At 63.1% G+C, this 17,205-nt stretch carries 11 protein-coding genes; 8 read left to right on the forward strand and 3 right to left on the reverse strand.

All coding sequences use genetic code 11. The annotated features are described in order from the left end of the window. Positions 1-3 precede the first annotated feature (3 nt). Entirely contained in the window at positions 4-426 is a 423-nt protein-coding gene (locus VIM98_RS01955) for a type IV pilin protein (protein WP_331991405.1), read from the forward strand. A gap of 4 nt (positions 427-430) precedes the next feature. Then, positions 431-1,018, forward strand: a complete 588-nt coding sequence (locus tag VIM98_RS01960; protein ID WP_331991406.1) for a GspH/FimT family pseudopilin — start codon at positions 431-433, stop codon at positions 1,016-1,018. A gap of 95 nt (positions 1,019-1,113) precedes the next feature. On the opposite strand, the gene recD is transcribed toward VIM98_RS01960, so the two are convergent. Genes recD through recC form a run of 3 tightly spaced genes read right to left on the reverse strand, consistent with a single transcriptional unit; the run spans position 1,114 to position 10,113 of the window. Beyond that, positions 1,114-3,009 (reverse strand): exodeoxyribonuclease V subunit alpha, encoded by a 1,896-nt coding sequence (gene recD / locus VIM98_RS01965; protein ID WP_331991407.1) that lies wholly within the window; start codon positions 3,007-3,009, stop codon positions 1,114-1,116. After that, entirely contained in the window at positions 2,999-6,661 is a 3,663-nt protein-coding gene (recB, locus tag VIM98_RS01970; RefSeq protein WP_331991408.1) for an exodeoxyribonuclease V subunit beta, read from the reverse strand. The genes recD and recB overlap by 11 nt, the downstream gene beginning before the upstream one ends. Then, a complete protein-coding gene (gene recC, locus VIM98_RS01975; protein ID WP_331991409.1) occupies positions 6,658-10,113 on the reverse strand; it encodes an exodeoxyribonuclease V subunit gamma in 3,456 nt (1,151 codons plus the stop codon). Before recC ends, recB begins: the two co-directional genes overlap by 4 nt. Before the next feature lie 188 nt (positions 10,114-10,301). Between recC and VIM98_RS01980 the strand changes: the two genes are divergently transcribed. The 6 genes from VIM98_RS01980 to VIM98_RS02005 all read left to right on the forward strand — a co-directional run bounded on the left by VIM98_RS01980 (position 10,302) and on the right by VIM98_RS02005 (position 17,054). Further along, positions 10,302-11,042, forward strand: coding sequence for an STN domain-containing protein (locus tag VIM98_RS01980; RefSeq protein ID WP_331991410.1), 741 nt, complete (start codon positions 10,302-10,304; stop codon positions 11,040-11,042). Beyond that, positions 11,039-11,584 (forward strand): RNA polymerase sigma factor, encoded by a 546-nt coding sequence (locus VIM98_RS01985; RefSeq protein ID WP_331991411.1) that lies wholly within the window; start codon positions 11,039-11,041, stop codon positions 11,582-11,584. The genes VIM98_RS01980 and VIM98_RS01985 overlap by 4 nt, the downstream gene beginning before the upstream one ends. 4 nt (positions 11,585-11,588) lie before the next feature. After that, positions 11,589-12,593: a FecR family protein gene (locus VIM98_RS01990; RefSeq protein ID WP_331991412.1), complete on the forward strand. Its 1,005-nt coding sequence runs from the start codon at positions 11,589-11,591 to the stop codon at positions 12,591-12,593. A 562-nt stretch (positions 12,594-13,155) separates the two neighbouring features. Further along, positions 13,156-14,757, forward strand: coding sequence for a ShlB/FhaC/HecB family hemolysin secretion/activation protein (locus VIM98_RS01995; protein ID WP_331991413.1), 1,602 nt, complete (start codon positions 13,156-13,158; stop codon positions 14,755-14,757). Positions 14,758-14,807: 50 nt separating this feature from the next. Further along, positions 14,808-16,631 carry a DUF2341 domain-containing protein gene (locus tag VIM98_RS02000; protein WP_331991414.1) on the forward strand — a complete coding sequence of 608 codons (1,824 nt, stop codon included), beginning with the start codon at positions 14,808-14,810 and terminating at the stop codon, positions 16,629-16,631. A 15-nt stretch (positions 16,632-16,646) separates the two neighbouring features. Beyond that, positions 16,647-17,054, forward strand: coding sequence for a biopolymer transporter ExbD (locus VIM98_RS02005; protein ID WP_331991415.1), 408 nt, complete (start codon positions 16,647-16,649; stop codon positions 17,052-17,054). Positions 17,055-17,205 lie beyond the last annotated feature (151 nt).

Below are 17,205 nucleotides of genomic sequence, written 5' to 3' on the forward strand. Positions count from 1 at the left end.
TTCATGAAACGGCAGCATGGATTCAGTTTGATCGAGCTGTTGGTGGTGGTGATGATCATCGCCGTACTGGCGGCGATCGCGGTGCCGGCGTACTCGCGCTATGGATTTCGCGCACGCCGGGCCGACGCGCAGGACATCCTGATGCGCATCGCCAATCAACAGGAGCGCTATTACGCGACTAACAACCGCTATGGCGCCCTGACGGACATCGGTTACAGCGCCGATCCGGTAAAGTCCGATAAGGGGTATTACCAGGTTACGTTGGGCGGTACGCTGGGGGCCAACGGTGCAACGTACACGGCAACGGCAACGCCATTGACTGCTCAAGCGGCGGACGTGTGCGGTGCGCTATCGATCAATAACGCCGGGGTGAAGCTGCCCAGCGCGACCGATACGACCAAGAATGCCAACGGCAATTGCTGGTGATGCCATGAACAGAGCTCCGGTGAGTGTGCGTGGTTTCAGCTTGATCGAGCTAGTGGTGACCATGGTCATCATTGCCATTTTGGCTGCCATTGCGGTACCGAGCTTTCGCGACATGACTCGGCGCAATCAGGTCAGCAATGCCAGCAACGCGTTGCTGGCGGCAGTGTCGTACGCCAGGACCGAGGCGATCACACGTGGTAATTTCGTTTCGATCTGTGCCAGCACGGATGGCGCGAGTTGCGCGACGTCGACCAACTATGCGCAAGGCTGGCTGATCTATACCTACACCGCGGGCAATGGCAAATCGGGGACGCAATACGATGCCAGCAGCGGAGACGTCCTGTTGCGTTCGGCCGGTGCCATGACGACCGCGTCCATTGTCGCCAACAGCAGCGATGTGTTGAGTTTCGGCCAGCAGGGACAGGTGGTTCTCGCCAGCGGCAAGCCGCTGCCCAGTTTTCTGACATGCTACAAAGATCCGACCGGCAACAAGATCAATACCGCCTCGGTGCCGGGTTATCAGTTGACCGTGAACGGGTCCGGCGGTGTGACCTCGACGGGTTTGACGGCAGGAGCGAGTTGCGGGTCGTGACGTTTTGCGACCTTGGGGCTACGGTGAGGACCGAGGTATTAAGCGGCTCTGTTCATGACAAGGTAAGCCCTCGAGGTTGGCTTCCGAGGCCCGAGCTATCCAAGCCGCTCTGCCAGCGCCGAACGGCGGCTGGTGCGACGCTCGATCGCTGCGCGCAATGCGTCGGCAGTGGCAAACAGGCTGAAGCGTGCCTTGGCTCGGGTAATAGCCGTGTACACCAGTTCGCGCGTTGCCACAGCCGCGCTCTCGTCCGGCAAGACCAAGGCAGCATGGGCGAATTCCGAACCCTGCGATTTGTGTACCGTCAAAGCGTAAGCCGGCTCAAACGCGCCCAGGCGTGTATGGGGCAGGAAGCGCATGCCGTTGGTGGAAGGGAACGCCACACGCAGGCGCAGGGCTCCCGTGTCATCGGGTACGCGCAGCGCAATACCGATGTCGCCATTCATGAGCCCGAGTGCGTAGTCGTTGTGCGTGATAATGATCGGGCGACCTTCGTACCAGCCGTGTTCGGATTCGATCAGATCTTGCTCATGCAGCCATTTGGCGATGCGTGCATTCCATGCTTCCGTGCCGAAAGAGCCACGTCGTACGGCACACAGCAACTGGAAATGGCCGAAGGCGTCTAGCACGCGGGTGGCCCAGCGCGCGTAGTCTTCACGTTGCGACCGCGGTGAAGGGCGTGTAGCAATCAGTTCGCGAAGATAGGCGGCGTGTCCGAATTGTGGGTCGAGCACGCAGCGTTGCAGGGCGTCCTCGGCGGTATCCTGCCAACTCAGATCGTGTGGGGGTTGCATGAGCAAGGCGAGAGCCTTGTCCGTGTCACCGGCATTGACCAGGCCGGCCAGGCGGCCAATGCCGCTTGCTGTGGCAAAGCGATAGCTGTGACGCAGCATCACCACGTGCTGGTCGAGTGACGATGCATCGGCACGCAACCATGGCGAGATGTCGTCGCCGGTCAAATCGCGCAGCCATGCGGCCGTATCTTGCGCATAGTGTCCGGCCTCTGCGCGGATGCACAGGTCGCCGAGTACAGCGCCGGCTTCCACCGATGAAAGCTGATCTTTATCGCCAAGCAAGATCAATCGAGCATGGGGAGGCAGGGCGGCGAGGACCGCCGACATCAGTTCGAGATCGATCATCGAGGCTTCGTCGATGACGAGCACATCCAGATGCAAGGGATTCCCCGCGTGATAGGCAAAGCGCCGACTGTCCGGGCGCGCGCCGAGCAGGCGATGCAGCGTCACCACTTCGGTGGGAATACTTGCACGCACGCCGTCGTCGATATCGAGTGCGGCGATCTGCGCCGCGATAGAGGCATTCAGTCTTGCCGCGGCCTTGCCGGTGGGCGCAGCCAGACGCATGCGCAAAGGGCGATCGTGCGTCGCCAGTTGCAAGGTCTGTAACAGGCCGAGCAGTCGCACGACGGCGGTGGTCTTGCCGGTCCCGGGGCCGCCGGTGATGACCGTCAGAGCGCCGCGGGCAGCCAGCGCGCAGGCGACACGAGGCCATTGCACTGGCTCGCCGCTATCGGGGAAAAGACGCTGGAGGCCCTCGCCAAGACCCGGTACATCGGCAAGCGGCGCATGCAGGCGGTTGCCGATGATCTGGGCAATCGAGCGCTCATAGGCCCAGTAGCGGCGCAGATATAGGCGCGTGCCATCGACGACCAATGGAGTGGCACGATCGTCGGCTGGGTCCGCAACGACGCTCGAGGTGGCGAGCGCTGCTTGCAAAGTCGATACATCGTCCAGGTTTTCGCGCCATGGCGCAGGCAGCTTGAGGTCATCGAGTACTTCGTCCAGGTCAGCCAGATCCAGGCAGACATGTCCTTCGCCGGATTGCTGGCTGACGAGCGCCCCCAGCAATGCGGTGCTCATATCGGCGAAGGCATCCTGTTCGACGAGGAAGAGTGCGAAGGCCGCATCGAGCGAACGCAATTGGCGTTGCTCGACCGCCGACTCGAGCCATGCGGTCAACAGATCACTCGCCATGGACGCGGTCTCCGCTGAACAGGCGATCGAGCGCATCGACCAGTGCGAAAGGCAGGCGTTCGCGATGCACGCCGTACCGATCGTCTTCGATGCCGCGCAAATAAAGGTACATTACGCCGCCCACGTGCGTGTCGTAGCGATAGCCAGGCAGGCGCGCGCGCAGTTGGCGATGCAAGGCCAGCGTATACAACGCATATTGCAGATCGTAGCGCTCCTCCAGCACGGAGCGGCGCATGGCTTCCATGGTGTAAGCGCTGGCGCTCTGGCCGAGCTGGTTGGATTTGTAGTCGACAATGTAATACCGCCCGCGATGCTCGAAGACCAGGTCGATAAATCCCTTGAGCATGCCGTTGATGGTCTCGGGCGAAAGCAGTGGGCGTGCCGCGCCATCCAGCGTATGGCGCATTACCAGCCGGTCGAGCCGCTGCGTATCGACGCGCGCAGTTTCGATCCAGAACTCCAGCTCGGCGTAATAGCTTCCGGCGCCCAGCTCGTCCAGTGCCATCTGGCCGCCGTCGGGTAACGCAAGCGGTTGTTTGAGCAGGCGTGCGAGCCATGCCGCCAGCATGCGCGCATGGCGTTGCCAGCCATGGCGTTGTGCGCGGCGGGCGATCCAGGCAGTCAACTCGTCCTGGATACCTTGGACAGCAGCGAAGCCGCGCTCGGCAGCCCATTCGAATAGCTCGTGAAGAAAGGTACCGGCCTGCGCGCCGCGTTCGAAAGCATGGATCCCCTGAGGCGCACCGGTTAAAACCAGTGCAGGGACGGCAGTATCGCTCATGGCTTCGTTGAGCTTGTCCTGTGCCGCGGTTTCCGGTGCGGCCGGTGTAACCGTTTCGGCTTGCACGTATTTCATGCCGCTGTAGCTGGCGATACGCCAGGGAGCGATCGCACCGGCGCGATAATGGCGCGCGCCGCGCTGTGCCGTGTTGGCATCCGGCCGTCTTTCGTAGACATGCGCGTCGATATCGGCCGGCAACGGCTCGATCGCAATGTCCTCGCTATCGGCCGCAAGGTGTTCAAGATGCGCCAGCAAATCGGCACGTTCGATCGGCGCGTTTCCGGAAAGCAGGTAACCGAGGGCAGAGCGGTGCAGCATCGACGCCTTGGCTGTACCGATGCGATAGCAGCCGATGCCAACCCAGCAGGCATGGCGTGCGCGCGTCAGTGCCACGTACAGCAAGCGCAGGTCTTCTTGCGATTGCTCTCTCGCAGCCGCCGCGCGTGCGGCATCGTCGGCGGCGAGATCCGCGACGGCCACGCCGTCGGCGTTATGCCAGACCACCAGGTCGCCGTCGCCTCCTGCGCGCGCCACGGCAACGAATGGCAGCATCACCACCGGGTATTCGAGCCCTTTGGATTTGTGGATGGTGACGATCTTGATCAGCGCATCTTCGCTTTCCAGGCGTACGACCTGGTCTTCGCCGACATCCGTCTGCGCATCCTGCGCTTCGGCAATACGCGCATCCAGATAGCGAATCAAGGCACGCTCGCCATCCAGCGCGGCCGCGGCATGCTGGAGCAGTTCGGCCAGATGCAGCAAGTTGGTCAGGCGGCGTTCGCCATCCGGCAGGGCCAACAAGCGGGCAGGCAGGTCGAACCGGTGCAGCAGATCGTGTACCGTTGCCAGCACGCCATGCTTGCGCCAGATGGCATGCAATTCGCGGAATTGCTCGCCACAGGCTTCCCATGCGCTTTCATCGGTATTGAGCCGGTCCAGTTCGTCATAGCGTCGGCACATCGAAGCGGTGGCCAGTGCGCCGCGCATGGCTCGGTCGGAGCTCGGTTCGGCACTGGCTTGCAGCCAGCGCCGTAGATCGTCCGCTTGTGGCGAGGCATAGACCGAATCGCGGTCGGAGAGAAAAACGCTTTTCAAGCCGCGCCGATGCAAGGCATCGCGCATCAGTGCCGCTTCGCTGCGGCCACGGACGAGTATGGCGACGTCGCTTTCTCGCAGCGGAGCCATGTCTCCATCGGCGCTGGTGAAACCGTAGCGGCCTTCGCGCGCGGCATCCAGCTGGCGGACCAGATTGGATGCGGCATGGTCGGCGAGGATCTGGCGATACGCTTGCGTGCCCAGAGCGTGTTCGCTATCGGCCAGAGCGAAGGTCAAGGCGGGGACCGGCTCTCCGGCCCGCAACAGTTTCTCTTTGCGGCCGTGTGCCGCCACCGGGTGAAACGGCAGCGCGGCACCGAACCCGAAAGCGCCATCCGCATGTCGGTCGCCGAAGGCGAAGAGCCGGTTGATGGCGTCGACCATGCCGTGCGTGGATCGATAATTGGTCGATAGCGTCCACGTTGGCGCTTGAGCTGCATCGCGCGCGCGCAGATAGGTGTGGATGTCGGCGCCACGAAAGCTATAGATTGCCTGCTTCGGGTCGCCGATCAGCAGCAGTCCGCAGTCGGGCCTCGGCGTGTAGATACGTTCGAAGATGCGCCATTGCAGCGGATCGGTGTCCTGGAATTCATCGATCAGCGCCACCGGATACTGCGTTGCCAGCGTCTGCGCCAGGCGCCAGCCACCTTTGGCGTCCAGTGCGTCGGCCAGGTGGCGTAGCATATCGTCGAAGCCAATTTGCGCGCGTTGCTGCTTGATGCCTTCCAGGCGCCGGCGGACCCAGGGCGCGGCATGCGCCAATACCATCGGTTTGAGCGGAGGTGCATTTTCACGTGCGGTCTTCCATGCTTCGATCGCCGCGAAGGCGGCGAAGTCCGGCGTCGCAACGCCTTTGCGCGTCGCGCTGGCGATGCGGTCCATGGCGTAGCGTTCGAGTGTCTTTTCATCGATAGCGCCGCCGTTGGACCATTGCCGTAGCAGGCCAAGGTCTTTTTCTACGGCCTCGGGCTTCATCATGTTTGCCTTCAGACCGCCGTTGCGCAGCATGTCCAACAGCGTCGCGTCGATCGCGTCGGCTTGTTCGCGCCAGGCCTGGCGTGCTTGCGCAAGCGCGGACAGCTCGGCATCGAGCGCGGCCTCGACCCATGTACCGAGTGTATCGACGGCAGGCGGCACCGCGCCATGCAAGCGAAGCAGCTCTTCGGGCTGACTGAGCAGCGGACGAAGACTTCGATGCAGGTCGCGAGGCGTTTTCCAAAGCGCACGCATGCGCGCTGCCGCGTGTCGGTCAAGCGGAAAGAATTGCGCGCGCCAGTAGTCGCGGATCGCTTCGGCCTGCAACAGGCTCTCGTCGGCTTGCGTGTCCTGCGCAAACGGGTGGCCGCTATCGAAGGCATGCTGTTGCAGCATGCGCTGGCACCAGCCATGGATTGTGTGAATGGCTGCCTCGTCCATCCATTGTCCGGCGGACTCCAGGCGGCGTGCTGCCTGGGCTCGCGCGGCCGGGTCGGGATAATCGGCAATCAGCGCGGCGAGGAAATCGTCGCTTTCCGGCGCGGTTTCGCGAAATGCTCGCGCGGCCTCCGCAAGACGGATGCGAATGCGCTCGCGCAATTCGGCGGTAGCCGCACGAGTAAAGGTCAGTACAAGGATCTCCGGTGGCAGCAACGGCTTGCGGTGTGGCACGCCGTGGCCGAGTACCAGACGCAGGTAGAGCGCCGCAATGGTCCAGGTCTTGCCGGTACCGGCGCTCGCCTCGATCAGGCGGATACCATCCAGCGGTAGGGTCAGCGGCTGCAGCGTCGCGATCGTCATTCGCTCGCCTCGCCGGTCAGCACGTCCATGAGCGGGCGATAGAGTGACAGGCTTGCCTCGAAGCCACCGGCGTAAAGCGTTGCGAAGCGGGGCCATGCACGACGCAGATAAGCGTCGTGCTGGCATTCGCCTGCGCTGAAACCCGTGCCGTCGTAGCATGCAGCTGCCGCTTCGGTCGGCGATTTTTGCGCGCGCTCGGCCTGCAGCCAGGCGAAGGCAGTGCGCATGGCGACCGGCAGCGGGCGAGTGAGGCCCTGGTCGAGTGCGGCCAGCAAATGGTCGAGCAGCGTTCTGGCTTGCTCGGCATCGATCGGATGTAACAGTGGCTGCGCATCCACCGCCACGATGCGTGTGCTCAGATGAAGCCCCTGGGCATTGGCCAGCAAGTGCACGACCCAGGGAGCGATCAACTTGTCATGACGAAACGCGCGGTTGTCGTGCAAACCGCCCTGGATCAAGGCCAGGCGCAGAAGACCGGCGCCGTCGTGGCGCAGGTCGTTCAGCCAGTCCTCGATCTGCCTGCCGCCCGCGCTGAGGCGCAGTTCAACGGGAGCGAGCCGTTCTGGATAGCTTTCGTCGAAGGTGCGCCATAGGGCAGCCAGTGCGCCGACGCTTTCGTCCAGTTCCGTGCGAGCCAGTACACCGAAGCCGCCGGGCGGTAACGCTCCCTGTGCCTGCAGGCGGTCGCTGGCCGCTGCGATGGCTTCTTCGGGGGCCTTGGCGGTCAATGCCGCAGCAAGCAAGGTCTGCTCCGCCTGATAGCGTTCCAGGCCGCCGAGCGCAAATGGCTCGTCGTCGACAACCTCGGTGTCTGCCTCGTCGAAATACACTTTCAGCCGGTGATTGAAGAAATAGCGTACCGGCCGCGCCAGGAAGCTTTGCAAGTTGCCGATACTCAAAGCGGTTTCCGGCAACGCTTCGGGTAGCGTCGATTCCTTGTCGGGCGTTGCTTGGCGCCGTGCGCGTTCCCATTCGACGGCATAGGTCGCTATATTGCTGTGCGGGTCGAAATAGCGCTGGCTGAAGGCTTGCAAGGGATGCACTGCCGTCAGCTGCGAGAGCAGCGGCGCACCGTCCGAGGCTTGCCAGCCCGCAGCGAGGTAGTCACGTAACTGGCCTACCAGCACGGACGGCGGCAACACCGTATTGTCGCGCTCGTTCAACCCGATCCAGCTGATGTGCAAGTGATCGCGTGCGGATAGCAACGCTTCGAGGAATAGATAGCGATCGTCCTCGCGACGCGAGCGATCGCCCGGCCGATTCGATCCCGGCTGGGTCATCAAGTCGAAATCCGCCGGTGCCTGTCTGCGCGGATAATCGCCATCGTTCATGCCGAGCAAACAGATCGCGCGGAACGGAATGGCACGCATGGGCATCAAGGTACCGAAGCTCACCGCACCGCCCATGAAGCGTTGGGTCAGGCGCATGTCGTCGATCGACGACAACCAATGTTCGCGCACGATGTCGATCGGCAGCGGCTCGACGAAGCCGGCATCCCGACAAGCCTGTTGCCATGCCTCCAGTGCGTCCAGTAATCGTCCACGCAGATCGCTATCGTTGCTGTCGCCGTCGACATCGAAGAAGGCATCGAGCAATGCATGCAGGCGTTCGACCCAGGCGTCGGGCGGCAACGGTTCGCGCAAGTCGCGCCAGTACAGCGTCAACCGATCGAGCAGGTCTTGCAGCGGACCGATGGTAGCCGCATCGAGTCCGCCGACCTCACCGTAGGGTGCGATGCCGTTCCATAGCGCGCCATCGCCCACGGCATAACCGAGCAACATGCGGCGGAGTCCGGCCAGCCAACTGTTCTGTCCAATCGCAGGTAGCTGCAAGCTGGCGATCTGCTCGGCATCCAGGCCCCAGCGCACGCCTGCCCCTTCGATCCAGCGGCGCAGCAAGGGCAGGTCGTTGGGATCGATGTCGAAGCGGCGCTGCACCGCCGGTACGTCCAGCAAGTCAAGAATTTCGCTGACGGCGAAGCGGGCGTCCGGTAAGGCGAGCAAGCGCTCAAGTGCCACCGCCAATGGCATCGCGCCACGATCGTGCCGGTCGGCAACCGAGTGGGGCAGGTAGCGAGGATCGTTCTCCGGGATACGCCCGAACACTGCCTGGATATGCGGCGCGTAGCTCTGGATATCCGGCACCATCACCATGACGTCGCGCGGTGCCAGCGGTTGCCCGTCGCGTGCGGCCTGTTCGAACAAGGCCAGCAGACGATCGTGCAGTATTTCCACTTCGCGTTGTCGATTGTGTGCGATGTGGAAGTGCAGCGATTCATCGCCGGCCTTCCACGACTTGGCTGGCTCGCCGGCGGCAGGCAGCGGTTCGAGATCCAGGATGGCTTGCTGTACTTGATGCAGCAGGCGAGGGTGTGCCGGATCGACGACATCGGTGAACAGGTCGATGCCGCGTTGCCAGGCCACGAACCGATCGCGGTAGCGCTCAGGCCGATCGAAGGCATCCAGCAAACGGATAAAGTCGCGCCCTTGCTTGCCCCATGCCGCCAGCAGCGGATTGGCATGCAGATGCAGGTCCTCGAAGCGCGGCTCGGCCGGTGAGCCTGGCTTAGGCGCATGGCGCCGATGTTCGGCACGCAGAAGCTCGCGCTCCTCGATGATGTCTGCCCAGTAATGCCTGCAGGGATTGCCCACGGCCAGGAAGACCTGTACATGCCGCGACAGTGCGGTTAATGCTTCGAGCGTCTGCTGCGGCAGCGAGGAAAGGCCGAACACGACGATCCGCCGGGGCAGGCCGGGAGGACGGGGGCCGCCGGAGGCAAGCCGTTCGACGAAGGCGCGATGGACAGCGGCGCGGTGGCCATGCCGCAGCGCGGGCGGCACATCCTCGATCAATAGACGCCACAAATGCGCCTGCCAGCGCTGCTCCTGCGGCAACGCAGCGCTACGCCCGCGGGACTCATCGCGTAACAGCAGTTGCCCGGCCTCCCAATCGGCGAGCCAGTCCGCGCGATAGACCTGGTATTGATCGAACAGGTCCGCGATACGCTCTGCCAGCTGAAAGCGCCGGTTCCAATCGCCGCTGGCGAGAAAATCGGCCAACGGTTCGAAATCCGCCTGGCCGGCTACCGATGGCAACAGGCGCAACAGGCGCCAGGTAAGGCGGGACTTGTCGAACGGGGAGGTCTCCGGCACCGCCGAATCGCCTAGCACGGCGCGGTAGGCATCCCAGAGGAACCGGCCGGGCAATTGCATGCGGACCGCCGCGCTGATCCCCAGGCCACCCTCTTCAGGAGGACGGGCCAGTGCCAGCTTCAGCCACTGTGCGATGCCATTGCTTTGCACCAGCACTGTTTCGTCTTCCAGCGGGCGCAGGGGCGTGCGCGCCAGCCAGGCGGTCAACAAGTCGCGCAGGTCCTCCAGGCGATTGCCATGGATGACCATCAAGCCGGGCTCCACGGGTATGCCCAGGGGCAGCTCGAGGGTGGTGTTCACAGGGGCTGAAGGGTCGCGGCTCGCATCGTAAAGCCATTGTCGCCGGTTGCGTCTCAGATGTCGCGCCACGCCGTTATCTGTTTGTCACAATGCCTGCCTAGGCTTACAGTCTCCCGTCGGACTGGCCGCGCTCCCGCAAGGGTGGTGTGGCGCGGCGGATTTCCTCTTTGAAACAGTTGGGGCGGGGAATGGCGGTGCCACGCGGTGTGCTTGCGCTGCTCGGATGCACCGCGCTGGTCGGCACGCCATGTGTTGCGGAAATCTTTCAAACGGGCGTCCAGGCGGAAGTATCTCGACATGTTCCCGATACGATGGAAGATGAGCGTGCTGACGAGCGCACCGAATTCGATATTCCTCCCCAGTCGCTTATGACGGCGCTGCGTGCTTATAGCGTACAGACCGGCGTTTCGGTGCTGTTCGATGACGGGATGGTGCGTGACCTGTCTTCTCCCGGCGTTACCGGGAACTATTCGCCCCACGATGCCTTACAGCAGTTGCTTCAGGGTACTGGTCTGGCCGCTCGTTACGCTTCGCCGATGGCATTCACACTGATGCCCGATCGCAGCCCGATATCGGCGCGATCCGCGCCGGACCCGGTGGATGTCGCCGAATCCACGCGTTTTGCAGGTCGCGTGCAGGCCGGCCTGGAGCGCACCTTATGCGGTAGCGCGCTGACTCGTCCGGGAAACTACCGGCTAGCCATGCAACTGTGGCTCGACGCGTCCGGCCGCGTGACGCGCACCCGCTTGCTCGGCTCAACCGGCAATCCGGCACGCGACGCCCGTATCGAACTATTGCTCGACGGTCTGATTCTCGATGGCGTACCGCCTGGAATGCCTGAGCCATTGACGGTGCTGCTGACGCCGCGCCCGCTCGACCATCCGTTCGATTGCGCTCGTTTCGGCCAGGACGAAAATAATCGGCCATGAACTCCTCCACGCTGACCATGCTCGGCTTCTTCCTGCAACGACAGCAGGATCTGCGCCGTCGCTTGAAGCGCCGGCTGGGTTCGGATGACCTGGTCGACGAAGTGCTGCAGGAAACCTATCTGCGGGTCGAGCGCATGGATGAGGCGGGCGGTCAGGCGCGTAATCCAGGCAGTTACCTGTTTCGCATGGCGCTCAATGTTGCGGCCGACCAGCGCCAGGGCGACAGCCGGTTTCTGACTGGCGACGAGGTGGAGGAACTGCTCCATCTGGCTGACGATGCCCTCGACCCCGCCCGTGTCGTACATGCGCGGTTGGAAGTGGAAGTGCTCGAACAGGCCTTGAGCGAGCTCACCGCACGGCAGCGGGCGATCTTGTTGGCGGCCCGCGTGGAAGAGGTGCCGCATGCCGATATCGCTGCTCGCTACGGCATTTCGGTACGCATGGTGGGTAAGGAGTTGCGCAAAGCCTTGGAATTTTGTGGTGCGCGTCTCGATCGCAAGGTCATTCAACGGTTCGGTCCCGGGGCCGGAAACGAGTCTTAGGGGCATGGCAGTCGAACTTTTCAAGCGTTCCTCGTCGTCGGATTTGCGTAGCCAGGCGCAGGCTTGGCTTTTGCACTTGACCTCCGGGCAGGCCACGTCCGATGACGCCGAAGCGTTCCGCGCCTGGCTGGCATCCAGCGAGGAACACGAGCGCGCTTTTATCGAAGCCCGCTTGTTGTGGGACGGCCTGGGTGCGGCCGCTGCCTCCACGCGCCGCCAGGACAGCCGTGCGCCGCGGCGCCGTCCGCAGCGCGTGCTGCCCGACAGCCCTAAGCTAAGCCGACGCGCGTTCCTCGGCGGCGCTCTGGCTGCCTCGGCAGCGGCAGTGTACTTCGTGGCTTTGCGCCCGCCAGTGCATTTGTGGCCGGGCCTCGGCGACCTGATGGCCGACTACCGTACCGGCACCGGCGAGCAGCGCCAGGTGGATGTCGCGCCGGGCGTGACGGTGCAGATGAATACGCAGACCACCATCGACATGCGCAAGACGGCCAGTGGCCACGTGGCGATGGAACTGGTCTCCGGCGAGGCGCAGGTGCTCACCGATCCACAATTGCTGCAGCCGTTCACTGTCTTTGCCGGTGCCGGCAGCGTGCGTGTCGCTGCGGCCAGCCAGTGCAACGTGCGCTGTACCGGTCCTCAGGTACAGGTCATCTGCCTGGGCGGCGAGACTTCGTTGGCCTGCGGCAGCGAACATGTCGCCGTACAGGTCGCACATGAAGTCAATTACGGTGCGCGCGGCGTTACCGAACCGGTAGCGATCGACCCCCAGACCGTGTTGGCGTGGCGCCAGCGCGTACTGATCTTCGACAACCAGCCCCTGGCTGACGTCATCGAGGAAATCAATCGCTACCGTCCTGGCCGTATCGTCCTGATGGACAAGCAACTGGCAGCACGCAAGGTGCATGCCCGCTTCATGCTCAACCAGCTTGCCGAGGTTGCGGTATTGATCCGCGACACCTACGGCGCGCACGTGACCTCGCTGCCGGGCGGCATCGTTCTGCTTAGTTAGGCAGGTCGCCCGCTGCGCGAGCGGTGAGGCCGGCGGCTGTGCCCCTGCGAGGCATAAGGAAAGGAAGCCTTGGCTCGACCCGTCATACTCGATCTTTGCCCCTGACAACGCCCGAAGGGCGCGCCCTCGCAGCCGCGCAAAGCGCGGCGACCTCGCAGCTCGCGCAGCGAGCGCCGGCACTCCGGCTGTCTTTTTCTCATGACGCTTTGATGTCATTCCCTCGCTCGGGCAGGCGATTCGGCCCCGATCGGTGAATTTTTCGTGACATGTGTTCAGTCGTGCGAAGACAAAGCCGTCTTCCCAGGCAACGGAATGGACACGAGACACGGACGTTCATTCAACGATGGGCGGGTCGCCAGGGCGACGCGCAGGGGGACGAATAGATGGGTTATCGGGCGGATTCGGGTGGCGCCGTGCATGGCAGCCTGCCCACGGTCGGCACGTCGCGGCGATACCGCGCCGGCACCGCGACATCTGTCTGTCGCCATTCGGTTATCGATGCCGCGCTAGCGTGGGATGCCGGCCGATGTGGAGAAGCGCCGGAACAACCGCGGGTGACAGGATGAGCACACGGAACAAGACCGCCGCAGCCCTGCTGCGTCGATCGCTGGCGGTAGCGCTGGCGTTGTCGGCGGCAGTGCCGCTGCATGCCCAGGACGCTGCCGCGCCGGCACAGGCGCCGGCAAAGTTCGATGTGAACGAATACCTCGTGCGCGGCAACACCGTGCTCGATGGCGTCGATATCGAATCGATCGTCGAACCGTTCCTCGGTCCGGGGCGCAGCATGGACGACGTGCATGGGGCACGCGATGCCCTGCAGAAGGCATACCAGGACAAGGGCTATCAATCGATCGTTGTCGATGTGCCGCAGCAGCAGGTCAAGAATGGTGTGATTCTGTTGCAGGTCACTGAGAACCGCATCGGCCGCGTACGTGTAGAGGGCGCCAAATATCATTCGCCACAGGAAGTGCGTGACGCCGTACCGGCATTGGCCGAAGGCAGCGTTCCGAATTTCGGTCAGGCGCAGACACAGTTGTCGCAGGTCAATCGCCAGGCCGGCCAGCAAGTGGTGCCGGTACTCAAGCCGGGTGCGTTGCCGCAGACGATGGACGTGACCTTGAAGGTCAACGATACCTATCCCCTGCACGGCAGCCTCGAGATCAACAACGATCACAGCCAGGACACGCCAGAGCTTCGCACTATCGCCACGGTCGGCTACGACAATCTGTGGCAGGCCGGTCATGCGGTATCGCTGACGTACATCGTCGCACCGCAGGATCGCAATGCGGCTGAAGTCTACGCACTGTCCTATCTGGCGCCGTTGAACAACGATTGGAGTCTGCTCGGCTCGGGCTACAAGTCCAATAGCAATGCCAATATCGTCGGCGGCACCACGGTGCTTGGCCGCGGTCATGCTTACGGGCTGACCGCTACGCGTCAGTTGCCCACGCTGGGTCAGTACACGCAGCAGGTTTCTTTCGGCGTGACCCGCAAGCACTTCGACCAGAACACCACGCTAGGCAACGACACGCTGCAATCGCCGGTGACTTATGTGCCGTTTTCGCTGACCTATAGCGGCCAGCATAGTTCGGACAAGTCATCGATGGGTTTCAGCATCGCCGGCAATTTCGGCGCTCGCGGCGTCGGTAGCAGCCGTGGCGAGTTCGACAATCAGCGCTTCAAGTCGCATTCGGACTTCGCGTATTTGCGCGCCAGCTTCAACTACACGCGTCAGTTCGCGGGCGATTACTCCCTTGCCTTCCGCGCCGATGCGCAAGGTTCCGATTCGCCGCTGGTGTCGAGCGAACAGTTCGCCGCAGGTGGTGCAGGCAGCGTGCGCGGCTACCTTTCGGCCGAAAACACCGCCGACAACGGCGCGATCGGTTCGGTCGAGTTGCGCAGTCCTTCGATTGCGTCCTGGTTGGGCGGTCCCCTGGACGAGTGGCGTTTCCACTTCTTCGTCGATGGATCGCATCTAGCCCTGATCAGCCCGCTGCCGGAACAGCGCAGTCGCTTCACCCTGCTCAGCACGGGCCTGGGGACGCGCTTTGCTTTGTTCGGCACCGTGAAGGGCGAAGTGGAATACGCGTTCCCGCTGCGCGACAGCGTACGCACCAAAGCACACGACGGCCAATGGCTGTTCAACGTCAAGGCCGGCCTGTGAGACACCGGGCGATGGCACATCTTTTCATTACCGATAGAGGTTCTAAGGTCATGCGATTCCTGATCCTGGTCTGCGCGCTATGCCTCGCATGGCTCCCGCGCATTACGTCCGCTGCCGACGCGGGTTGGTGGAACGATGACTGGTCGTTCCGTAAAGCCATCACGCTCGATAGCGGCCCCAAGGGTGGCAACCTCGCTCAAGCGCCGGGTCGCGTACCGCTGTTGATCCGCCTGCATTCGGGTAACTTTCAGTTCGATGGGGTGGCTCAGAACGGCAGCGATCTGCGTTTCATCGCTTCCGATGGCAAGACGCCACTCAATTACCAGATCGAGAGCTTCGATCCGGTACTGGGCGTGGCACAGATCTGGTTGGATGTGACCGACTTGCCGGCCGGCGGCCAGCAGACCGTGTGGATGTATTACGGCAACAGCAAGGCGCCGGCGCAGAGCAACGGTGCGGCGACCTTCGATCCGGACTATTCACTGGTCTATCACTTTGATGACAACGCTGGCGCGCCGCCGCGAGACGCGACTGCGTACAACAACAATGCCCAGGCCGGCATGTTGCGCATGGTCGACGACGGTGTGGCCGGTAAAGCCGCGCGCTTCGATGGCAATACCGTGGTCACCCTGCCGGCGAGCGCTTCGCTGGCGACCACTGCCGGCGGTACGTTCACCTTCAGCAGCTGGATCAAGCTCGATGCGCTACCGACTGGTGCCACGCTGGTCTATGCCCGTCGTCAGGACGGCAAGGCGTTGCTGATCGGTCTCGATGGCGGGGTGCCGTTCGTCGAAGTCGATGGCGACCAGCCGCAGCGTAGCCAGCCGGGTCGGCCGCTGAAGGCGGGTCAGTGGACGCATATCGCCGTGGTCGCCGGCTCCGGCCAAGTCACGCTGTATGTCGATGGCAAATCCTATGGTCAGGTTGCAGCTGCGCTACCGGCACTGAACAGTCCTGCCACGATCGGCGGCGATGCACCCGGCGCCGCGACTGGCGCGCCTGCCATCGCCAGTTTCGCGGGCGAAATGGACGAAGTGCGCCTGTCGCGTACCGCGCGTGCCGCTATCGCGATCGAAACCGACGTGTTGTCGCAGGGAGCCGAATCCAAATTGATCCAGTACGGCGAAGACGAGAAGAAATCCGGCTTCGGATTTGGCTACTTCGGCATCATCGTCAAGTCGGTTACGGCCGATGCCTGGGTGGTTATCGGCATCCTGTTGGTCATGGCCCTGATTTCATGGATCGTGATGTGGCAGCGGGGTCGTTATGTCGGTGAAGTGACTCGCGCCAACGACCGTTTTCTGGACCGCTTCCGCGCGCAAGGTACCAACTTGCTGGGTATGGCCGCCGCGGAAGCCCAGCCGGCACTGCAGCGTGAGCTCGGCAAGTCCTCGCTGTTCCGCCTGTATGAAGTCGGCGCCAAGGAAGTCTGGCGTCGTCGCGATAACCATGGCCGTCTGGTGATCGCATCCGAATCGATCGAAGCGATTCGTGCCGTGATGGATTCCACCCTGGTACGCGAGAACCAGCGCCTGTCGCGCTCGATGGTATTGCTGACCATCGCCATTTCCGGCGGTCCGTTCCTCGGCCTGCTCGGTACGGTAGTCGGTGTGATGATCACCTTCGCGGCGATTGCCGCGGCCGGCGATGTGAACGTCAACGCGATCGCTCCAGGCATCGCGGCCGCATTGCTGGCCACGGTGGCCGGCCTGTTCGTCGCTATCCCGGCCCTGTTTGGCTACAACTATCTGTTGACGCGCAACAAGGCGGTGACCGCCAACATGCAAGTGTTCGTCGACGAATTCGTCACCCGTCTGGCCGAGCTGCATCGCGACGTCGAGAAGTCCGAACCCGAACGCGCGGTCGTGGGCTAAGGGGAGGATGACGCCATGCAAGTGCAGGATGACGACAAGCCCTATGACGACATCAACATCACGCCGATGCTCGATCTGGCGTATGTGCTGCTGGTGATCTTCATCATCATGACCACCGCTTCCGTACAGGGCGTGAAGGTAAATCTGCCCAAGGCCAGCGCTTCGGTGAGCCTGGCCAAGTCGCAGACCAAGGCGATCACGGTGTCCGATAGCGGACAGATCTTCCTCGACGCTTTCCCGGTGACGATCGGCGAACTGGAGCAGCGCCTGCGCACGCAGAAGGCACTGACGCCGGACTTCCCGGTGATCGTCAAGGGCGATTCCAATGTGCAGTACCAGAAGGTGGTCGACATTCTCGACCTGCTGCGCCGTCTCGATCTGTCGCAAGTCGGTCTGGTGACCGGCAAGCAGCAATCGTCCTGATCGTATCCGCGGAGACATATGTCGATGGACGATCAGATATCCGGTTGGCAGCGCTGGCGAGGGCGAGTCGTCGGGCTGGTGGCGATCGTCGCCATCGTGGCGGCGATCTGGCACTTCGCCAGCCATCAGGTCGGCGTGCGTCGCTCCGCGC

This window comes from Dyella sp., assembly GCF_036568765.1.
Lineage (GTDB): Bacteria > Pseudomonadota > Gammaproteobacteria > Xanthomonadales > Rhodanobacteraceae > GSA-30.